At 47.2% G+C, this 20,248-nt stretch carries 23 protein-coding genes; 8 read left to right on the forward strand and 15 right to left on the reverse strand.

What is annotated here, in order from left to right:
- Positions 1–289 precede the first annotated feature (289 nt).
- Together KNO61_RS14640 and KNO61_RS14645 are read right to left on the reverse strand one after the other, a co-directional pair.
- Positions 290–1,462, reverse strand: coding sequence for a substrate-binding domain-containing protein (locus KNO61_RS14640; RefSeq protein ID WP_214873714.1), 1,173 nt, complete (start codon positions 1,460–1,462; stop codon positions 290–292).
- A 39-nt stretch (positions 1,463–1,501) separates the two neighbouring features.
- Positions 1,502–2,374 (reverse strand): nucleotidyltransferase-like protein, encoded by an 873-nt coding sequence (locus KNO61_RS14645; RefSeq protein ID WP_078147894.1) that lies wholly within the window; start codon positions 2,372–2,374, stop codon positions 1,502–1,504.
- A gap of 169 nt (positions 2,375–2,543) precedes the next feature.
- Between KNO61_RS14645 and KNO61_RS14650 the strand changes: the two genes are divergently transcribed.
- Positions 2,544–2,903 carry a YgzB family protein gene (locus KNO61_RS14650; protein ID WP_031421140.1) on the forward strand — a complete coding sequence of 120 codons (360 nt, stop codon included), beginning with the start codon at positions 2,544–2,546 and terminating at the stop codon, positions 2,901–2,903.
- A 36-nt stretch (positions 2,904–2,939) separates the two neighbouring features.
- On the opposite strand, the gene perR is transcribed toward KNO61_RS14650, so the two are convergent.
- Positions 2,940–3,371: a peroxide-responsive transcriptional repressor PerR gene (gene perR, locus KNO61_RS14655; RefSeq protein WP_031421138.1), complete on the reverse strand. Its 432-nt coding sequence runs from the start codon at positions 3,369–3,371 to the stop codon at positions 2,940–2,942.
- Between the two features lie 191 nt (positions 3,372–3,562).
- Here perR and KNO61_RS14660 point away from each other — a divergent pair, with 191 nt between their 5' ends.
- The 3 genes from KNO61_RS14660 (at position 3,563) to KNO61_RS14670 (ending at position 6,659) form a co-directional block, all read left to right on the forward strand.
- Complete coding sequence (locus KNO61_RS14660) at positions 3,563–4,861, forward strand: glutamate-1-semialdehyde 2,1-aminomutase (RefSeq protein WP_159563592.1); 1,299 nt, start codon at positions 3,563–3,565, stop codon at positions 4,859–4,861.
- 116 nt (positions 4,862–4,977) lie between these two features.
- Positions 4,978–6,210 (forward strand): MFS transporter, encoded by a 1,233-nt coding sequence (locus tag KNO61_RS14665; RefSeq protein WP_214873716.1) that lies wholly within the window; start codon positions 4,978–4,980, stop codon positions 6,208–6,210.
- 53 nt (positions 6,211–6,263) lie between these two features.
- Positions 6,264–6,659: a thiol-disulfide oxidoreductase DCC family protein gene (locus tag KNO61_RS14670; protein ID WP_143180258.1), complete on the forward strand. Its 396-nt coding sequence runs from the start codon at positions 6,264–6,266 to the stop codon at positions 6,657–6,659.
- Between the two features lie 34 nt (positions 6,660–6,693).
- On the opposite strand, the gene KNO61_RS14675 is transcribed toward KNO61_RS14670, so the two are convergent.
- The 4 genes from KNO61_RS14675 to mutY form a co-directional block, all read right to left on the reverse strand.
- Positions 6,694–8,442, reverse strand: a complete 1,749-nt coding sequence (locus tag KNO61_RS14675) for an ABC transporter ATP-binding protein (protein ID WP_214873719.1) — start codon at positions 8,440–8,442, stop codon at positions 6,694–6,696.
- Positions 8,443–8,481: 39 nt separating this feature from the next.
- Positions 8,482–9,024, reverse strand: a complete 543-nt coding sequence (gene ntdP, locus KNO61_RS14680) for a nucleoside tri-diphosphate phosphatase (RefSeq protein WP_015880896.1) — start codon at positions 9,022–9,024, stop codon at positions 8,482–8,484.
- A gap of 89 nt (positions 9,025–9,113) precedes the next feature.
- A complete protein-coding gene (locus tag KNO61_RS14685) occupies positions 9,114–9,539 on the reverse strand; it encodes a hypothetical protein (protein WP_214873721.1) in 426 nt (141 codons plus the stop codon).
- Entirely contained in the window at positions 9,526–10,560 is a 1,035-nt protein-coding gene (gene mutY, locus KNO61_RS14690; protein ID WP_214873723.1) for an A/G-specific adenine glycosylase, read from the reverse strand. The genes KNO61_RS14685 and mutY overlap by 14 nt, the downstream gene beginning before the upstream one ends.
- Before the next feature lie 88 nt (positions 10,561–10,648).
- Here mutY and KNO61_RS14695 point away from each other — a divergent pair, with 88 nt between their 5' ends.
- Positions 10,649–11,632 (forward strand): metal-dependent hydrolase, encoded by a 984-nt coding sequence (locus KNO61_RS14695; protein ID WP_015880893.1) that lies wholly within the window; start codon positions 10,649–10,651, stop codon positions 11,630–11,632.
- A 26-nt stretch (positions 11,633–11,658) separates the two neighbouring features.
- Here the strand turns inward: KNO61_RS14695 and KNO61_RS14700 are convergent, their stop codons facing one another.
- Positions 11,659–12,192, reverse strand: a complete 534-nt coding sequence (locus KNO61_RS14700; protein ID WP_031421126.1) for a YceI family protein — start codon at positions 12,190–12,192, stop codon at positions 11,659–11,661.
- A gap of 220 nt (positions 12,193–12,412) precedes the next feature.
- Here KNO61_RS14700 and adh point away from each other — a divergent pair, with 220 nt between their 5' ends.
- The 3 genes from adh (at position 12,413) to KNO61_RS14715 (ending at position 15,142) form a co-directional block, all read left to right on the forward strand.
- Positions 12,413–13,933: an aldehyde dehydrogenase gene (gene adh, locus KNO61_RS14705; protein WP_214873725.1), complete on the forward strand. Its 1,521-nt coding sequence runs from the start codon at positions 12,413–12,415 to the stop codon at positions 13,931–13,933.
- A gap of 1 nt (position 13,934) precedes the next feature.
- The gene (locus KNO61_RS14710) at positions 13,935–14,297 is read left to right on the forward strand and encodes a DUF779 domain-containing protein (protein WP_214818375.1); all 363 of its coding nucleotides are present in this window, start codon (positions 13,935–13,937) and stop codon (positions 14,295–14,297) included.
- Positions 14,298–14,416: 119 nt separating this feature from the next.
- The gene (locus tag KNO61_RS14715) at positions 14,417–15,142 is read left to right on the forward strand and encodes a nuclease-related domain-containing protein (protein ID WP_214873728.1); all 726 of its coding nucleotides are present in this window, start codon (positions 14,417–14,419) and stop codon (positions 15,140–15,142) included.
- 40 nt (positions 15,143–15,182) lie between these two features.
- Here KNO61_RS14715 and KNO61_RS14720 read toward each other — a convergent pair whose 3' ends face one another.
- From KNO61_RS14720 to KNO61_RS14750, 7 genes are all read right to left on the reverse strand, one after another.
- Positions 15,183–16,253, reverse strand: a complete 1,071-nt coding sequence (locus KNO61_RS14720) for an ABC transporter substrate-binding protein (RefSeq protein WP_078146387.1) — start codon at positions 16,251–16,253, stop codon at positions 15,183–15,185.
- The gene (locus KNO61_RS14725; protein ID WP_214873730.1) at positions 16,250–17,044 is read right to left on the reverse strand and encodes an ABC transporter permease; all 795 of its coding nucleotides are present in this window, start codon (positions 17,042–17,044) and stop codon (positions 16,250–16,252) included. The genes KNO61_RS14720 and KNO61_RS14725 overlap by 4 nt, the downstream gene beginning before the upstream one ends.
- Positions 17,041–17,862: an ABC transporter permease gene (locus KNO61_RS14730; protein WP_015880886.1), complete on the reverse strand. Its 822-nt coding sequence runs from the start codon at positions 17,860–17,862 to the stop codon at positions 17,041–17,043. The genes KNO61_RS14725 and KNO61_RS14730 overlap by 4 nt, the downstream gene beginning before the upstream one ends.
- Positions 17,849–18,955 carry an ABC transporter ATP-binding protein gene (locus KNO61_RS14735; RefSeq protein ID WP_047795864.1) on the reverse strand — a complete coding sequence of 369 codons (1,107 nt, stop codon included), beginning with the start codon at positions 18,953–18,955 and terminating at the stop codon, positions 17,849–17,851. Before KNO61_RS14735 ends, KNO61_RS14730 begins: the two co-directional genes overlap by 14 nt.
- Positions 18,956–18,976: 21 nt before the next feature.
- Positions 18,977–19,516: a helix-turn-helix domain-containing protein gene (locus KNO61_RS14740; protein ID WP_031421116.1), complete on the reverse strand. Its 540-nt coding sequence runs from the start codon at positions 19,514–19,516 to the stop codon at positions 18,977–18,979.
- Positions 19,517–19,667: 151 nt separating this feature from the next.
- Positions 19,668–19,937: a YfhJ family protein gene (locus KNO61_RS14745; protein WP_214689241.1), complete on the reverse strand. Its 270-nt coding sequence runs from the start codon at positions 19,935–19,937 to the stop codon at positions 19,668–19,670.
- On the reverse strand, positions 19,934–20,248 hold the full coding sequence (locus KNO61_RS14750) for a YfhH family protein (RefSeq protein WP_015880882.1): 315 nt from the start codon (positions 20,246–20,248) through the stop codon (positions 19,934–19,936). The genes KNO61_RS14745 and KNO61_RS14750 overlap by 4 nt, the downstream gene beginning before the upstream one ends.

Raw genomic sequence — 20,248 nt, forward strand, 5'->3', positions numbered from 1 at the left:
TTAAATTGACGAAGCTTGCGCTTCATTCAAAAATTGTAAAACTTATTTTTGCCTCATCGTTCAGTTTTCAAAGTTCGTCTGCCGCTCTTGGCGACTTAATTAATCTATCACGTTTTGATTGTTTTCGTCAACAACTTTTTCACAAATTGTTTTTCTGAAATAATCTTTTGCCGTGACAACTTTTATAACTATAATCTCTATTTACCACTTCGTCAATACAAAAAACAATAAAAACTAAAAAAGATTTACTTCCCATCAACATGATGAAAAGTAAACCTTCTGCTTTGTATTAATCGAGACGGACATAGCCCGTCTTCTCAACTAACGTCTGCCCATCCTCGCTTTCTAGCCATTTTAGAAATTCTTCATATCGCTCTGCCTTCTCTTCCGTAGTCACCGCATAAAATTCAGAAGTCAGTGGATACGATCCATCCTGAATCGTTTCAACGGTCGGTTCGATTCCATCTATGCGAAGTAACTTGATTTCATAGTCATGCACCATTTCTGTCGCATAGTATCTAAATGAAAATCCAATCGCATTTTTATGGTTCCGATACGATGAAGTTTGTTGAATGATTCCACCCATCCCTTCAGGAACATCTTCTACCGGCGCCTCCATGAGCTTTTGTTCGCCCATCATCTTTTGTAACGCCGTTTGACTGCCACTGTCCTCCGGTCGTTGAAAAGCACGAATGGATTCCGAGTCCCCTCCGACCTCTTCCCAATTCCGAATGTCTCCTGAATAAATCCCCCGAACTTGTTCCATCGTCAAAGAATCGACCGGGTTATCTTCATGGACGAAGAACACAAATGCTTCCCTTCCAATCGCCGTCATATGTAAAGAAACGTTTTTTTGTTTCGCAACCTTCAATTGACGGTCAGATGGACCAGCAACGAAAATCAAGTCGGTCTGATCGTTCATCAGTCGGCTGTATGCTTCCGGTGTTGTCGTCGACACGACTTTACTCGTTTGATCATTATATGGATCATACGTTTCCGAGTCCGGATAGACTGCTTCCACGAATGAAGCGTACATCGGATAGAGCGCTGTCGCTCCATCTAATCGCGGCAAACCTTCCTCAAACTTCACCGAAGCCTCGTGATCGAGTCTCGCCAATTGTTCTGAATCCGTGAACGGCTGATAATCCATCAACTCCACACCGCGTTCCTCAATCTTCAAACTATCTTGATACATATAATATCCTTTCACAGAAGCGAAGAGGACAGCACCGACTAACGCACCCCAGCCGAGAACTTTTCGAATCTTTTGTTTTGAAAAGGACGAAAAATCATAGAGTCCCATACATATGATTAGTAGAACGGCCATATACCATATCGTCCAAATAATCGGTCGCCCAAGTGTGATGGGGTCTCCCATCGTAAAAAGGGCGACAAAGACAGAAATCACAATCGTGACAAATAAAATAAAGACGGTTCCCACGCTAAATTTCAATAGTTTCATATAACTGATTTTCTCCTCATTGTTCCTAGGAAAGGGAAGTTAAGCAATCTCATAAAGCACTGCCTCTACCCCGACCCCTTTCGTCGGTCTCGTGACCGTTCGAACATACCCTTTTTTCACTAAAAAACCAATGATGCTTCCAAGGTCGACACGGAGCTCATTCAAATTCGGATGTTCCATCAATTCTGAGAACGTCCACGCTCCGCCTTTCTCCTGCATCGTCTGAAGTAATAACAACGTCCCCGGCAACACTTTCGATTGAATCAAATGTTCCATGCCAATGACGACAAGGTGGATGCGCTGTTCAAGCGATTCTTGTCCTCCGACCAATTCATCGTGCAGCTTATAAATCTCGAGGTCAATGGCTCGTACCTGTTCCCACAATACGATTTCCGGATGAATCCCCGCCTCAAGAATCGAGAGGCGTGCCAGGTGAGTGAGCGCATGATGAATCTGAGTGAAGGCGTCTTGGAACTCCCCTTCTAAAAATAGATAACGTCCGTCTTCAAACCGACGCAACAACTTTGCGAAAGAGATTGAGAGTTGTAAACGTTGTTCCCGATTCGTTAAATTACGGTTGCGCTGTCGTAACTCTAAAATATACTCATTTCGTTCGAACAAGACGATTCCGTCTTCAATCCAATGAATGGCTCGCCGATTTTCATTCAAGACAATCCACCGATCCATCATCGAGTCACTGACTACGTGCAGGACAATTTTTTCTTGACCGACCTGATAGTGTTTCACCGTCCAAAACGGTTCTGGTTTTGCTTCAATCACAATGAGCAGGCGATCCGATTGATCCGTCAACGGATCACGTGCCCGCTTTTTCTTCACTTCAATAATCCCGAGTGTCGTTTTTAATGCAGCATATTCTGAGTAAATGGTGCGAGTCGCATATTCCATCGTCATCTGGACCCCTTCTCTCCCAATCGCAAGTTGACTATATATGACGATTGTCATTTTCGATACGAACCAATTTCGCCCTCTTTTCAAAAAACTCCTGCCGAAAAAGTGCAGGAACTTCTCACTCGTTTGAAGATGAGCTATGATAGAGACAGACTATTGGAGGGATTCACTCATGAAAAAACGGGGGAACAAAATCAACCGCGCACGTAATATAGCATTACTTCTTATCTTCGGTGGGATCGGGGTCATGTATCTCGGCCTTCTCGCCAAATCCATCACCTGGCTCATGATTATTTTCATGCTTCTCGGATTTGTCATGGTACTTGCGAGCTCTGCCCTTTACTTCATCGTTGGGATGGCCTCGACAAAAGCCATCATCGTGACTTGTCCGAACTGTGAAAAAGAGACGAAGATGCTTGGACGCGTCGACTTATGTATGCATTGCGACGAACCGCTCACAATCGACCGCTCACTTGAAGGTAAAGAGTTCGATGAGAAATACAACAAACGTCAGTCACAACAAACGGACTAACACAAAAACCACATCCGACTGCTCGGATGTGGTTTTTTAATGTGTTTGCGATTGTTCAGACTGACAAGACGGGCACGTTCCGTACACTTCAAGGCGGTGACGATCAACTTTGAATCCAGTCAATTGAGATGCAACCGATTCGATTTCATCTAATACAGGATAGTTAAAGTCGACGACTTTTCCACACGTGTCACAGATGATGTGATAGTGCTTCGATGTCACAAAGTCAAAACGACTCGAGGCGTCCCCGTAGTTCATTTCTTGAACGAGACCTACCTCTTTAAAGACGCGCAAGTTGTTGTATACAGTGGCCACACTCATGTTCGGAAACCGTGCGGCTAGTGCCTTATAAATGTCATCCGCAGTCGGGTGACTATGCTCCGTGACGAGGTACTCCAAAATGGCCTGGCGCTGAGGCGTCATTCTGACTCCATGTTCCCGGAGCGACTGAACAGCATGGTCAAGCATTTCGCTTCCCACGTCAATCCCTCATTTCTTCTATAAAATTCATGCGAAATAGTTTTGAACATTAACTTATTTCTTACATAGTAATCTTTATAAATAGTGTACTGATTTCTCAACTACTCGTCAAACACTGAGCTTAAGCGGTTGACGGCTATGTTACAATAAGTGCGAATTTGAATAAGGAGGCAATACATATGACTACTTCATCAACTCGTCAGTCATCTGATGCATTGTACCAAGATGCACTCACTCATATCGTCGGAGGTGTCAACAGTCCGTCCCGCTCATTCAAAGCGGTCGGTGGCGGTGCTCCTGTATATATGGAACGCGGCGAAGGCGCCTATTTCTATGATGTAGACGGGAATCGCTACATCGATTATTTGGCAGCGTACGGTCCAATCATTACCGGTCACGCCCATCCACATATTCATGAAGCGCTCGTCAATGCTTCTTTAAAAGGCTTACTTTACGGGACACCTCATCGTCTCGAAGTCGAGTTTGCGAAGAAACTAAAACAAGCCATCCCTTCGATGGACAAAGTACGATTCACGAACTCGGGGACGGAAGCCGTCATGACGACAGTACGAGTCGCCCGTGCTTACACCGGTCGTGAACTCGTTGTGAAATTCAGCGGTTGTTATCACGGTCATTCGGATCTCATGCTGATTGCGGCAGGTAGTGGTCCAGCGACACTCGGTTCTCCGGACTCTGCAGGTGTAACAAAAGCCACTGCCAAAGAAGTCATCACCGTCCCATTCAACGACGTCGAAGCGTATCGCGAGATGATGAAAGAATGGGGAGACCAGGTCGCATGTGTCCTCGTCGAACCGATTGTCGGGAACTTCGGAATCGTCGAACCGAAGCCAGGTTTCCTACAAGCTGTCAATGATATCACTCATGAACACGGCGCACTCGTCATCTATGATGAGGTCATCACGGCGTTCCGTTTCACATACGGAAGTGCCCAACAAGTGTATGGCATCGAACCGGATATGACAGCGCTCGGTAAGATTATCGGTGGCGGTCTACCAATCGGTGCTTACGGGGGCAAGGCTGAAATCATGGAAACGGTCGCTCCACTCGGACCTGCATATCAAGCCGGCACGATGGCCGGTAACCCCGCCTCGATGGCGACAGGAATCGCTTGCCTTGAAGTGCTCGAGCAACCTGGTGTCTATGAGAAATTAGACGCACTCGGTGCAAAACTGGAAGCTGGCATCCGCGAGGCGGCAGAAAAGCATGACATTACCATCACGCTCAACCGCTTGAAGGGGGCACTCACCGTTTACTTCACGGATGAAATCGTCACCGACTATGAAGGTGCGGAAAAGTCAGATGGTGAGAAGTTCGGACGTTTCTTCAAGTTGATGCTGGAGAATGGCGTGAACTTGGCTCCATCGAAATATGAGGCCTGGTTCTTGACGACAGAGCATACGGAACAAGATATCGAAGAGACGATCGAAGCGGTCCACCGCTCGTTTGCTCAATTGTAAGAGAGGGAGATGCGTGAGCATCTCTTTTTTGGTAAAAGGGGACATCTTTAAAAAAAGTGTCTCTTTTTATCATGTACCGTCCCCCATTACAGTAGAACCAAGGAGGTGCTCACCATATGAAATTTAATGATTTTCCATTAAATGTCCGTTTGCGACTCGTTTGCGGATTTTGTATTCGAATCGTCGGATCAGCCATTTTCCCATTCATGGCACTCTATTTCTCAGAAGAGTTGGGGAAAGTTCCCGCTGGAATCATCATGACCTCATTCGTTATCGTCGGTTACTTGACCGGTCTATTCGGTGGGTACTTTTCCGATCGGTTCAATCGGAAGGTTGTCTTACAAATTGGCCAGGTGATTCAAATCATCTGTTTTCTTGGGATGACCATCGCCATTCACCCATCGAATAACTGGGCACTCGTCGTCGCCATCCTCTACTTCGGACATGCCGTTTCGAACGGATTGAACTATCCGGCACTTGAGGCAATCGTCATCGACTCCATGGAAGAATCGAATCGAAAAGCCATCTACGTGTATGACTACTGGCTCGTCAACTTGGCTATCGCCGGAGGCGTCATGCTTGGCGGTGCCTTCTATCGCGACCATCGTTTTGCCCTCTTTATCGGTATGACGGTCATTCTCACTGTGACCACCATCGTCCTTCAACGCTATTTGGTCGACACGTACACCGGAAATCGTTCAACACCGTCAAACCCGATTCATGGCGTCATCGAAAACTATAAAATCGCGTTACGTGACCGCCGTTGGATCACATTCGTATTTGGAAGTATGCTCGTCTTTTCGACCGAGTTTCATATGGCGAACTACATCGGTGTCCATTTAGCAGAGTCATTCGAAAGTCGTCAAATTCTCGGGATACCTTTTGACGGGGTACGCATGATGGCGTTTATGCAACTAGAGAACACCTTGCTCGTCGTCGCCATCACGTTTGCGGTCACCGCTTTCGTCAAACGTTTCAAAGAGAAGACCGTGTTTTTCATTGGCTTATCGTTATATATCACAGCATACGCCGCCATTACCTCGATGAACTCCTTTATCATCCTGGCCACACTCGCAATCATCTTCACAATCGGCGAACTCCTCTACTCTCCAATTCGGCAAGTGAAACAGGTTGACCTCCTCGATCCTGAACGTCGGGCTTCCTACCTTGCGTTCGGCGGGCTCACATTCCATGGAGCCAAGTTGGTTGCTGCGGCAGGAATTGTCGTCGGCGCGTTCATCGGTCCGGTCTTGATGAGCGGTTACATGTTTGTCTTCGGTGCTCTCGGTGCTTACTTGTATTATGTATCGCTCTACAAGATGCAACCTGCTCGCCAACTCGCTGCTTGACGTTTAACATGAAGACAAAACGGTAAAACAGTACGATGAAGGAGGCGAAGTACTTGCCTGCGATTGTTTTATTTGATGGCGATTGCAACTTCTGTGATGCCAGTGTTCAGTTCATCATTCGTCATGATCGACACGCCTCGATTCACTTTGCTTCGCTCCAAAGCGAGGTCGGTCAGTCGCTCCGAGCACGACACCGGATCCCGGAATCAGTCGACAGCATCGTCTATATTGAGGAAGGGGTTCCTTACTTAAAATCAGACGCTGCGATTCGAATTGCCGAACACCTTGATGGCCGTTGGCGCCTGCTTCGACTCATTCGTTTCATACCTAGACCGATTCGTGATCATGGATATACGTTGTTCGCCAAATATCGGACACGTCTATTTGGAAAGAAGGAAGTGTGCACACTCCCTTCACCAGATGTTCGTAAACGATTTTTAGACCGCTAAAAAAGTCGAGCCCATAGGGACTCGACTTTTTTCATTATTCAACTACAGCTAAATCTTGAATCATATACAGGTCATAATACGCCCCGCGACGACGCATCAGCTCTTCATGCGTACCCGTCTCCATGATTTGACCGTTATCCACGACGACGATTTGATCGGCGTCCGTAATGGTCGACAAACGGTGGGCAACGATTAACGTCGTCCGCCCTTTCGTCAGACGGGCCAGCGAGTCTTGAATCATCGCTTCACTTTCTAAATCAAGCGCACTCGTCGCCTCGTCTAAAATCAAGATTGGTGGATTCTTCAAAAAGACACGTGCAATCGCAAGCCGTTGCTTCTGTCCACCAGACAGTTTGACACCTTTCTCCCCGACCGGTGTCGCATACCCGTCCTGTAATTTCGAGATAAACTCATGGGCGTTCGCCGCCTTGGCCGCCGCGATGACTTCTTCATCCGTCGCATCCGGTTTCCCCATCCGAATATTCATCGCGACCGATTCGCTGAAGAGGACCGAATCCTGCATGACCATTCCGATTTGATCACGAAGTGCACGTAATTTGAAATCACGCACATCGACGCCGTCGATTTTGATGCTTCCATCCGTCACGTCATAGAAACGCGGAATCAAACTGACGAGTGTCGACTTCCCTCCACCGGACATTCCGACAAACGCCACGCGTTCACCAGAGCGGATTTGAAGGTTCACATCGTTCAACGCTCGTGTCCCGTCCTGTTCATACGAAAAACTCACATGCTCAAGGTCGATTTTACCCGCTGTCGACAACGGGACGAACCCGTTCGGTTTCTCCTCGATATCATATGTCTCATCCAAGAACTCAAAGACACGGTCCATCGAAGCGACCGACTGCGTGAGTGTCGTCGCCGAGTTGACGAGACGACCGAGCGGTGCATAGAGTCGGTCGATGTACGCGATGAACGCGACGAGCGTCCCGAGCGATACCGCTTCTTGAATGACGAGCCACGATGCCGTCGTGAAGATGAGGATTGGCGCGATGTCGGTGATGGTCGATACGACGACATACGTCTTGGCGTTCCAACTCGTATGTTTAAGTGCCGCGTTCAGGAAACCACCGTTCTGTTGTTCAAATGCCTTATTCTCATATGGCTCTAGCGCAAAACTCCGAATGACCGCCATCCCGTTGACACGCTCTGTCAAATGCCCTTGTAAATCAGCGAGTGCCGCCGACCGTTCACGCGTCAAACGACGCAACCGCCCATAGAAATAGCGGACTGCGATCGCATAAAACGGAAGTGGTAAAATCGCAATCAACGTGAGTTGCGGGTCAATCGTATACATGATCCCGATGGCGATAAGGATGGTGACCATGTCGAGCCAAATATTCATCAGCCCGGTGATGACGAAGTCTTTCGTCTGTTCGACGTCATTGATGATCCTTGAAATGATTTGTCCCGTCTTATTGTTTGAATAATAGCGGAGTGACAACTTTTGGACGTGGTCGAATAACCGGTTCCGCACATCGAACAAGACACGCGTTGCGGCCCACTGCGCCAAATATTGACGCAAGTATTCGATCGGTGGCTTGAGGACCAAGAAGACGAAGAAAACGATGCTGAACAACCAGACGAGCGTCGTGTAGTCCTGCTTCGGCGCATCGTCCGTCAAATAGTTATCGATGACATATCTATAAAGTAACGGTAATCCGAGCGGGATGGAAAACTTCAAAATCCCGACGAAAATGGTAAGGGCAATTTGTTTCTTATACGGACGAACAAACTGCAAATAACGTTTAATACTACCCATAATGCCTCCTGACTTAAGAAAAAAAGCGGAGATGAGGAATCATCTCCGGTAACGTGCTTCGTATTCGCGATACCATTCATCGACGAATGTTGGGTTGAACGGCCCTTTCCGTCCTCGAATCCAGTTGATCAGTTCTTGCACGTTCTGCTTCAAGATTCGATCAATCGCTTTCGGATAATTCATCTCGCGACGATGCCGCTCATATTCATCTTCATCTAAAATCGTGTACGACATATCCGGGAACACCTTGATGTCCAAATCGTAATCGATATATTTGATGGCACGTTCATCCCCATCAAATGTAGTCGGCGAACCTAGATTACAGTAGTAGTAAATCCCGTCTTCGCGAATCATACAGATGACATTGAACCAATACTCAGATGAAAAGTAGCAAATTGCCGGCTCTCGCGTTCTCCATTGCCGACCGTCTGACTCGCTGACCATGATGCGATCATTGAATCCGATCATATCCGTTTTTGACGACTGAAGGACGAGCGTTTCTTCCCAAACGCGATGCAAAGTTCCGTTGTGCTTGTAGCTCTGTATCTCGATTTTGCTACCTGCTTTGGGAAATAAGCTCATAAGCTCCTCCTTTCCGCTATGATGCTATACAATTCTCATATTTAATTATAGCGACTTTCAGAACCAATGAAAAAGGAAATCTCTTATTTTCATGAATTTAGTGTTTTTTGGAAGGCCCGCGCCCGTTCTTGGAACATCGGCCGAAGCACGAAATACTCGACGAGTATGTTCGGAACATAGCTATCGAACGTTACTTCATCGATCATGACCGCCTTACCATCACGCGACTCAACCCGATGCACGTGTGTGAACCGCTTGAACGGAAACGGTAACGTCTTTCCTTGATCGCAAAATGCTTGGTTTCCCACAACGGTGATGGCACTGGTCCATGGCAGTTCCACCGGACCGACCCCAACGAACAACTTCACTTCATTCCCTTCGACCGAGGCGCCGTCCCCCACTAAGCGTACTTTAGGAAACTTTGTCAGCTTCGTCAAAAGTGAGGCATCCTGTAACAAATCCCAAAGCACATCTACCGTCGAATCATATGTCGACTCTACCTCAAATCGTCTCACGTTCGTCACCTACCAATCGTTCTAATTTTTGTTGAGCAACAGAAACCGTCTTCACCTCGCGTTCCGAAGCGTCTAGCCAGACGACGTCATCCGTCGGAAGCGTATCGACACGATATAAATCGATATACCAAACGATATGAGAGAAGACATGCTTCACTTGCCCGAGATACGTTCCGTTAAGTTGTTCCCCCGTTCCTCGATCCATAAGCGGATATTGCCACATCCCAGCGAGCAACCCTTTGTCCGGTCGTTGTTCATATGCGATTTTTCCGTCTTTCTCGATGCATAGCGCGTCATACATTTCGACACGTGCTGCTCCCTTCTTCGTTTTGACCGGTAGCTCATCTTGTACATGATGCGCATATGCATAACAAGTGTCTTGCACGGGACAGAGCGAGCACATCGGATTTTTCGGTGTGCAGACCGTAGCACCCAACTCCATCACACCCTCGTTAAAATCGGATGCGTGAGTCGGGTCCATCAATCGACGAACGACTTGTTCGAAGATTTTGCGTGTCTTCGGCAGTGCGATGTCGTCATAGATTCCGAATTGACGGGACATCACGCGCATGACGTTTCCATCCACAGCCGGCTCCGGTTGATTGTAGGCAATCGACAGTACGGCTCCCGTCGTATACGGTCCGACCCCTTTTAGTTTCTCGAAACGTTCTTTCTCCTCCGGGACGATTCCCTCGTAAACAGAAGCGACTTCTTTGACCGCTTCATGTAAGTTCCGGATGCGAGAGTAGTACCCGAGCCCTTCCCAATACTTTACGACCTCATCCGTGTCAGCAGCTGCGAGATCTTCGAGCGTCGGAAAGCGTTCCATGAACCGGTTGTAATATGGGATGACCGTATCGACTCGTGTCTGTTGCAACATCACTTCACTCACCCACACGCGATAAGGATTTTTCGCATGACGCCAAGGTAAATCACGCTTTTCGCGATTGAACCAGGTGACGAGTTCCTCGTTAAAATGATGAATATTATAATTTATGAACAATTTATCAAGATTAAGCATTGTGTTTCCCCTCGTTTTAAAAATATTGTATGATAAATAGGAATAGATGACGTAATTCTTTCATTATTGATGGAGGTGCTGACGCACATTGGATACTGCGACACACATTGGTATGGGACTTGGTTTAAGTGCCATCGCGACGCTCAGCCCGGAAGTGTCAGGTGATGCACAACTGTTTTTAGCCATGACAGCCACGGCTCTCGTCGGCTCACATGCACCAGACTTCGACACCGTCTTTAAGTTAAAAGGAAATAGTACGTATTTACGCCAACATCGTGGTCGTTCACATGGAATCACCGCGCTTCTTGCTTGGCCAATCATCGTCAGCGCCGTCATCGGGACGGTCCTCGGCGTCAATCCTGCCTCTCTATGGGTCATGGCACAAATCGCCGTGTTGCTCCATGTCACGGTCGACTTGTTCAATGCCTACGGAACGCAAGCGCTACAACCTTTTTCGAAAAAATGGATCGGCTGGGGCGTGATCGGGACGTTTGATCCGTACTTGTTCTCCGCTTATTACGGTGCATATGCATTATGGATGATAACGGGTGCGACTGTCCCTATTTTTGCACTGCTTATTGCGCTTGTCATCAGTTACTATGCCATTCAGTTTAAATTACGTAACCGTGCGCTCGCTACCGTGGCGAGACACTTTGCAGGGGCACATGAATTGTTCATCTCACCAGGAATCGGTTGGGATGACTGGCATGTCGCCGTCCGTTTCCGCGATGGGCTCGGAGCTGTAAAAGTGAAAAAAGGCAAAGTCATCGAATGCGGTCGCTTCCGCGACAAACCGATGCCAGGAGAAGAAGACCTCCATTTCGTAGAGGCTCGGAAAAATGCTGACTTACAGGCGTTCCTCGAATTTTCTAAAATTCACACGTACACTGTGACACGCCATAACGGGATGATCGAATACCGCTTCACAAACTTGCGTTATTTCTCTAAAAACATGTATCCGTTCGTTGCGGTCGTCATCGTCGACGAGCAGACGAATGACGTGTTGTCATCCTTTACAGGTTGGGTGTTTAGTGAAGACAGCCTTCAGAAAAAATTGGTATACGAACAATAAAAAGTCGCTCAGATGAGCGACTTTTCTTATGCTTCCGATTCAGTGAATTGGAGCTCGAACTCGAATTTGACTTTCTTATCGACGAGGACACCACCCGCCTCAAGCGCTTGGTTCCACGTTAATCCATAGTCCTCACGGTTGAGCGACCCTTCTCCGGAGAAGGCGTGTTTCGTGTTGCCCCATGGGTCTTTGGCGCTTCCTTCATACTCCACTTCGAACGTCTCTTCCCGAGTCGTTCCTCGAATCGTTAAATCCCCTGTCACTTCGAATTCTCCGCCCCCTTTTGAACGGAAAGAAGTGGAATGAAAGACGAGATGCGGATGCTCCTCGGCATTGAAGAAATCGCCTGAACGGAGGTGATTATCCCGATCCGTGTTGTTGGTGTCGATCGATGCTGCCTGAATCGTCACTTTCACACTCGCATTCGCTAAATCGCTCGGCTCACCGTTCGCCTTAATATCAAATTCTTTGAACTCGCCCTTCACCTTGGAAATCATCATGTGCTTGACCGTGAACGTGATCGAACTATGCGCCGGGTCAACTTGATATGTCTTAGCCATCGTGACTCACTCCTTATGGATGAATTAATGTGTACAATCTACTCATTTCCACAAATCTTGAGTTCAAAACGTTTTTACAAAAGATTGACAAATTATTGTCGAAAAATTTTGACTTTTATCACATCATACCGTTACGATGAAAAAAGGGAGTCGTTCGCTTACTAAAAAATGTAAGCGCATACATAACTCCTCTATCTCGTATGAAAAGGGAGGAACGATCATGATTTATGAAGTACCGAACTCAGCAGGAACGAAAGTACAGTTTAAAGACCGTTATGAGAACTACATTAACGGAAAGTGGACCGCACCGGCTGGTGGAGAATACTTTGAAAACACATCTCCTGTTAATGGGAAAGTATTATGTGAAGTCGCCCGCTCAACGAAAGAGGATATTGAACTTGCTTTGGATGCCGCTCATGCAGCCAAAGAGGATTGGGGCAAGACGTCTGTCACGGAACGTTCTGTCATCTTGAATAAAATTGCAGACCGCATGGAAGAGAACCTTGAAGTGCTCGCCTATGCGGAAACATGGGAAAATGGGAAGGCAGTTCGGGAAACGCTCAACGCTGACCTTCCGCTCGCCATCGACCACTTCCGTTACTTCGCAGGGGTCATCCGCTCACAAGAAGGCGGCATCAGTGAACTCGACCACGATACAGTCGCTTATCATTTCCATGAGCCACTCGGCGTCGTCGCTCAAATCATTCCATGGAACTTTCCGATTTTGATGGCGGTTTGGAAACTCGCACCGGCACTCGCTGCCGGAAACTGTGTCGTCTTAAAGCCGGCAGAACAAACACCTTCTTCAATCATGGTTCTCATGGAACTCATCGAAGATTTATTACCACCTGGTGTCATCAATATCGTGAACGGTTTCGGTCTCGAAGCAGGAAAACCACTCGCATCGAGTGACCGTGTCGATAAAGTCGCCTTCACGGGTGAGACGACAACGGGTCGCCTCATTATGCAATACGCTTCTCAAAACATCATCCCTGTCACGCTTGAGCTCGGTGGAAAGTCACCAAACATCTTCTTTGCCGACATCATGGACGCAGATGACGATTTCTTCGACAAAGCAATCGAAGGTCTCGTCATGTTCGCCTTGAACCAAGGGGAAGTCTGTACGTGCCCATCTCGCGCCTTGATTCAAGAGTCGATTTATGACAAGTTCATGGAACGCGTGCTAGAACGCGTCAAAGCAATCAAGCTCGGCAACCCACTCGATGCCGATGTCATGATGGGTGCACAAGCGTCGAACGAACAGATGGAGAAAATCCTGTCTTATCTCCAAATCGGGAAAGACGAGGGCGCAGAATGCCTAATCGGTGGAGAGCGCAACATGATGGACGGAGAGCTCGCGGATGGGTATTACATTCAACCGACCATCTTCAAAGGCCATAACAAGATGCGAATCTTCCAAGAAGAGATTTTTGGACCGGTCTTATCCGTCACGACGTTCAAAGACGATGCGGAGGCACTCGCCATCGCGAACGATACGCTTTACGGACTCGGGGCAGGCGTGTGGACACGAGACATGAACCGTGCATATCGCTTCGGTCGTGAAATTCAAGCAGGACGTGTCTGGATCAACTGTTACCACTCCTATCCGGCACATGCTGCATTCGGTGGTTACAAAATGTCCGGAATCGGTCGTGAGAACCATAAGATGATGCTCGGTCACTATCAACGTACGAAAAACATGCTCGTCAGCTACAGCGAACAAAAGCTCGGGTTCTTCTAAGATGGTGAGACGAGTCGAGGCCACCCCCGCCGCGCTCGAACTCATCGAACGTCTCAAATCAAAACACGGTCCCCTCCTCTTTCATCAGTCAGGAGGATGTTGTGACGGGAGCTCTCCCATGTGTTTCCCACGTGACGAGTTCATGGTGGGCGACCACGACGTTCTTCTCGGTGAAATCGGCGAGACGCCCTTCTATATCCATGAGAAACAGTATGATTATTGGAAACATACACAACTGATCATCGATGTGGTCGATGGTCGAGGTGGTATGTTTTCCCTTGAAGGTGTCGAAGGGAAACGATTTTTAGGACGTTCTCGAGTCTTTACAGAAGAAGAGCGTGAGACGCTGAAGCATGAAACCTAAGCAAAAGGACCCATTTCGATGGGTCCTTTATGATGTAAAAAACGATTATCCTCGATTGTAAAAAATATACATATGAATCATCTCGCTTCTTGTATAGTGGATACAAAGGGAGGGATTTGATGGCTTCACTACTAACAGAATTGTTCGAAGGTATTTTCGTCACCTTGATTAGCATATTCGCACCCATTTTTCTCGTCCTCACACTTATCATCCTCTACAAGGTCAAACGTTATCAAAACAGTCAGTATTCTCAACAAACTCGACATTCTTACTTCAAAGTGGTCCAAGACACCGGTCTATTCGGAGAATACTTATGTGTGGCGGAGATTGAGTCAAAGTTCTTCCAACCGTTAATTCTGACAAACCTGTATCTCCCCCATCCTTCTAAAAAAGATCGAACCACTGAAATCGATGTCATTTTAATCAACCAATCCGGGGTACATGTCATCGAGTCTAAAAACTATAGCGGTTGGATATTCGGTCGGGCACGTGACCAATACTGGACGCAGACACTCCCCCGCCGTAAAAAACAACGCTTCTTCAATCCAATCAAGCAAAATGAATTGCATCTCAAAGCCATCGAGCAAGTGCTTGGAGTGGACCGAATCCATCTCCACTCATGGATCGTGTTCAGCAATCGTTCGACGCTCAAAAAAATTGAATCTACCGAGGTCCCTGTGCTCAATCGCCAAAAATGGATCAAAGAGCTGATCACCTATCAGGATTTTGTATTCAATCTTGATGAGCAAGTCCGACTATACGAAATCTTACGCTCCTTCACACAAGTCGACACGACTGTCACCTTGAAACATATCGAAGACATCAAATCGACAATCAAGCAATAAACGAACATCCCCGTACTCAGATGAGCGCGGGGATGTTTCGTCATTTACTCTGCATTTTAAAGCGTAAATACAACTCGTTATAGTAAGCGTTCATGCGCTTCCCTAGGTTTTCATATACTTCAAGGTCTTGTGTCACTTCACGAGACGGGTAGAACCGTTCATCCGATGTGACTTCTTCATCCAAGAATTCGAGAGCCGCTTCGTTCGGTGTTGAGTATCCGACATAATCCGTGTTACGTGCCGCAATCTCAGCATCTAACATAAAGTCGATGAACTGATGTGCCCCGTCCACGTTTTGTGCCGTACTTGGGATGACGAGGTTATCAAACCAGAGATTCGTGCCTTCTTCCGGAATGACATACGTCAGTTCTTCATTCTCATACATGATTTCTGACGCATCGCCGGACCAGACGACGGCTGCCGCTGCTTCACGGTTCGCCATCAGCATTTTGATTTCGTCTCCGACGATGGCTTTGATGTTCGGCCAAAGCATTTCCAACTTTTGCTCCGCCTCAATCAACTCATCTTTATTCGTCGTATTGAGGGAGTAACCAAGCGAGTTCAGGCCGAAGCCCATCACTTCACGTGTCCCGTCCGCAAGGAGAATGTCGTTCTCGAGCGGCATTTCCCACAGGTCGTTCCATGAAGTGATCTCACCATCGACTAGTTCAGGATTGTAGACGATCCCAACCGTGCCCCAGAAATAAGGAACCGAGTACTTGTTACCCGGATCGAATGATTTATCGAGGAAGCGCGGATCGATATTATCAAAGTTTTCGAGTTTATCGTAATCGATTGGAAGAAGAAGATTCTCCTCTCTCATCTTACTGATCGCATAATCGGATGGAACGGCGACATCAAAAGCCGTACCGCCTTGCTCAATTTTCGTGAGCATCGCTTCGTTCGAGTCGAACGTTTGATAAACGACCTTCAACCCGCTCTGCTTTTCGAACTCACCGATCAAGTCCTCATCGATATAGTCTCCCCAGTTGTAGACGACCAGTGTGTTGTCGCCGCCGAATCCTTGCGCAGCATTCAGTTGCTGAATCCAAAGAAGGAGACCGAAGCTGACAATCAATGGTACAGCCAACATGATGACTAGTTTTTTCATCGTCTAACCTCCTTTGATCCTCGTTGCGCCAACACATAATATCCGATGACAAGGATGAGCGTGAAGAGGAACAGAATCGCAGACAACGCATTGATTTCAAGCGAGATACCTTGACGTGCCCGCGAATAGACTTCTACGGCGAGCGTCGTGAAGCCGTTCCCTGTCACGAAGAATGTAACCGCAAAATCATCTAACGAATAGGTGAGTGCCGTGAAGAAACCGGCAAATACCCCTGGCGTGATATATGGCAGAATGACTTTCGTCAATACGTCCCACGTACTGGCGCCTAGGTCACGTGACGCATCAATCAACGTCGGACTCATCTCTTGGAGTTTTGGCAACACCAAGATGACGACAATCGGAACCGAGAAGGCGATGTGCGACAAGAGGACCGAATAAAAGCCTAACTGAATCCCTAGCATCGTGAAGAGGATCAAGAAGGAGGCCCCGATGATGACGTCCGGGCTCACGATCAAGACGTTGTTCAATGATAAGAGGGACGTCTTCGTATACTTTTGTTTCGCCGTATAGATGGCGAGTGCCCCGATGACACCGAGCACGGTCGAAATCGTCGCCGAGAGCAGCGCGATGACGATCGTATTCAAGACGATGACGAGAAGTCTCGTGTCCGTGAAGAGCGACTTGTACCATTCGAGGGTGAACCCTTCGAAGTTACTCATCGTTCCGCCACTGTTGAACGAGTAGAAGACCAAATATAGAATTGGCGCATACAAGATCAAGAACACGGCCGCCAAGTATAGATTTGATAATTTGAATCGTTTACGTTTCATCGACGAACCGCTCCTTTCGCACCCCAGTCACGTGTGACGACCATGACGAGAACCATCGCCAAGATGAGGAAGACGGCAATCGTCGAACCCATCCCCCAGTTTTGCGTGACAAGGAATTGTTGTTCAATCGCTGTACCGAGTGTGATGACTCGGTTCCCGGCGATGAGTCGGGTGATCATGAAGAGTGATAATGCCGGAATAAAGACAATTTGAATCCCCGATTTGACACCGTCAAGCGTCAACGGGAAGATGACACGTCGGAACGTCGTCCAGTTCGATGCACCTAAATCACGGGATGCGTAAACGAGTGATGGCGGTAGCTTCTCAATGGCGTTGTAAATCGGCAAAATCATGAACGGGATGAAGATGTATACCGAAACAAAGACGAAACTGAAATCAGTGAATAGAATCTGTTTCGTCCCAATACCGATGGCTTCTAAAAATTGATTCGTAATCCCGTACGTTCCAAAAATACCAAGGAACGCATACGCCTTTAACAACAAGTTAATCCATGACGGCAGCAAGATGAGCAAGAGCCAAAGCTGTTTGTGCTTCGTCTTCGTCAACAAGTATGCCGTCGGATACCCGACGAGTAACGAGAAGAACGTAATGAGAAACGCATACCAGAACGACGAGAGCGTCATCGACAAATACGTCGACGTGAAGAACGTCTGATAGTTTTCTAAACTCAAATTCCCATCGATATCAAAAAAGGAATAATAGACGACGAGGACGAGTGGTGCGATGACGAACAAGGCGATCCAAATCCAATAGGTCGTCAAATATACCGTCTTTGCGGTCTGATTAGTTTGATTCATGAGGGACCTCCTCGTAGGATTCGAGACGACGGTCAAATTCTTCTTCTGTTTCACCTAGTCGCATGACGTGAATCGCTTCTTCGTCAAACGTCAATCCGATTTTTGATCCGACGATTGATTTCTTCGTCGAGTGGACGAGCCATTCATTTCCTTCTTGGTCATAACAGCAAATCTCGTAGTGGACACCTCGGAACAATTGAGAATCGACGTCGACAACGAGTTTCGCTGCATCGACCGATGTCATCTCTAAGTCTTCCGGACGAATGATGACCTCAACTTTTTCATTGCGGTCAAATCCTTGGTCGACACAGTCAAACGTTTTACCAGCAAACGTGACGACATTGTCTTCCGGCATGACACCCGGCACGATATTGGATTCACCGATAAAGTCTGCGACGAAACGGTTGATCGGTTCATCATAAATATCAGTCGGTGTCCCACTCTGAACAATTTTCCCGTTGTTCATGACGAAAATCTCATCCGACATGGCGAGCGCCTCTTCTTGGTCGTGTGTGACAAAAATGAAGGTGATGCCAAGACGTTGCTGTAACTCACGAAGTTCATATTGCATCTCCGTACGAAGTTTCAAGTCTAAGGCAGAGAGCGGTTCATCGAGGAGAATGACCTCCGGCTCATTTACGATTGCGCGGGCGATGGCGACACGTTGGCGCTGTCCACCTGACATCTCATCGATTTCGCGCGAGCCGTATCCTTCTAAGTTAACAAACTTGAGAGCCTGCTCCACTTTCGCTTTCACATCTGCTTCTTTCAATTTTTTAATGCGGAGACCGAATGCGACATTCTCAAATACGTTTAAATGAGGAAACAGCGCATAATCTTGGAACACGGTGTTCACTTGTCGTTTGTTGGCGGGCACATCGTTGATCCGCTTCCCGCTGAAGTGAATATCTCCTTCGGTCGCATCGGTAAATCCGGCGATGAGACGCAAAATCGTCGTCTTCCCACATCCCGATGGACCGAGAAGCGTATAAAACTTCCCACGCTCAATCTCAAAACTGATATCTTCAAGGACGACTGTGTCGTCGTAACGCTTTGACACGTGGTCAAAGCGAATAATTGTCTCTGCATTCATGCTGTTTCCTCCTCTGTTGACTTATAAATATGAATGGGTCGCGACGATGAGACATTCGCTCTCCCCGTCGTTGTCGTTGACGAGTTGATGCGAATCCGAGGCGACATAATAAAGGGTTTCCCCTGTCTTAGCAAAATATGTGTGGTTCCCTAATTTCAAGGCGATTTTGCCGGACAAGACGTATACGAGCGTCTCCGAACGCGAAGGCTCATATTGTTTGAACTCTCCATGTTTGAAAAATGTGACAAGGATGGGCTCCATCTCTTTTTCATTCGATTCCGGGATGAGCCATTCTGTCCGATATTTGCGTTCTTCATCCGTATAGATGGTGCGATCGTCAACGGTATACACCACTTTTTGATTCAAGTCTTCATCGAAAAACTCTTTCGGGGAACTCCCGAGGACATTCAATAAATCAAATAACGTTTCTAGTGAGGGAGAGCTTAAATCCCGCTCGATTTGAGAAATATATCCTTTACTCAAATCGGTACGTTCCGCCAGCTCCTCTTGGGTCAATCCTTTTTTGATTCGGAGCCGCTTAATGTTTTGACCTACTTCCAACGACTGAACGCCTCCTTCTTGTTTAGTGAAACATGAGTTCAACTAAAGAAAGTTTATCTATACTATACTTTAAAACAAACTATTAGCGACCTTCATTATAACGAATTGTTGACGAATTGCAATAAAAAAAGTCACGCCCTAAGGACGTGACTCAGTGTAAATTCCGTTCAGACATCAAATGCTTAAACTTTTCGTTTTTCGTTTGGAACAAATGGAGCTGTGCCCCGTATGCATCAATCTGTTGAATTACGTATTGGAATGCCTTTGCTTCTCCCGGATATGGTTCGCCCGCCTTGGCAAGTGAGGTCTCAAAATCTTCCCATAACACCTCAACCCACGTCACCGCTTCTGAATCGTTCAAGACGTCATTTTTCTCTTTTAGAACGATTGCAAGCCGTTCATATTGTTCGTTCCGGTTCATCGCTTCACCTCCGACAATTCTGAGAGCGGGATGGCCCGTTCTGTCATCTCGCCTTCAAACGTCCCCCAGCCCATGACACCGTTGACGAATTTCAAGCGAAACGGACGGTCATTGTAATTGACGACATATGTTTCACCTGGACGAAACGATGATGGGTCAATCAAATAGCTTTCGGCAATCGCAATCCGTCGAAGGACGACTTCAATTTCGCTGACCATGCCCATCTGTTCAGCTTTTCGTTTCCGTTCATGTAATGCTTGAATCTCTTGCTCTAACTCATATTTCGATAAGTCACTTAACCGCTTTTCCAT

The sequence above is a fragment of the Exiguobacterium sp. s140 genome (assembly GCF_018617035.1).
Lineage (GTDB): Bacteria > Bacillota > Bacilli > Exiguobacteriales > Exiguobacteriaceae > Exiguobacterium > Exiguobacterium profundum.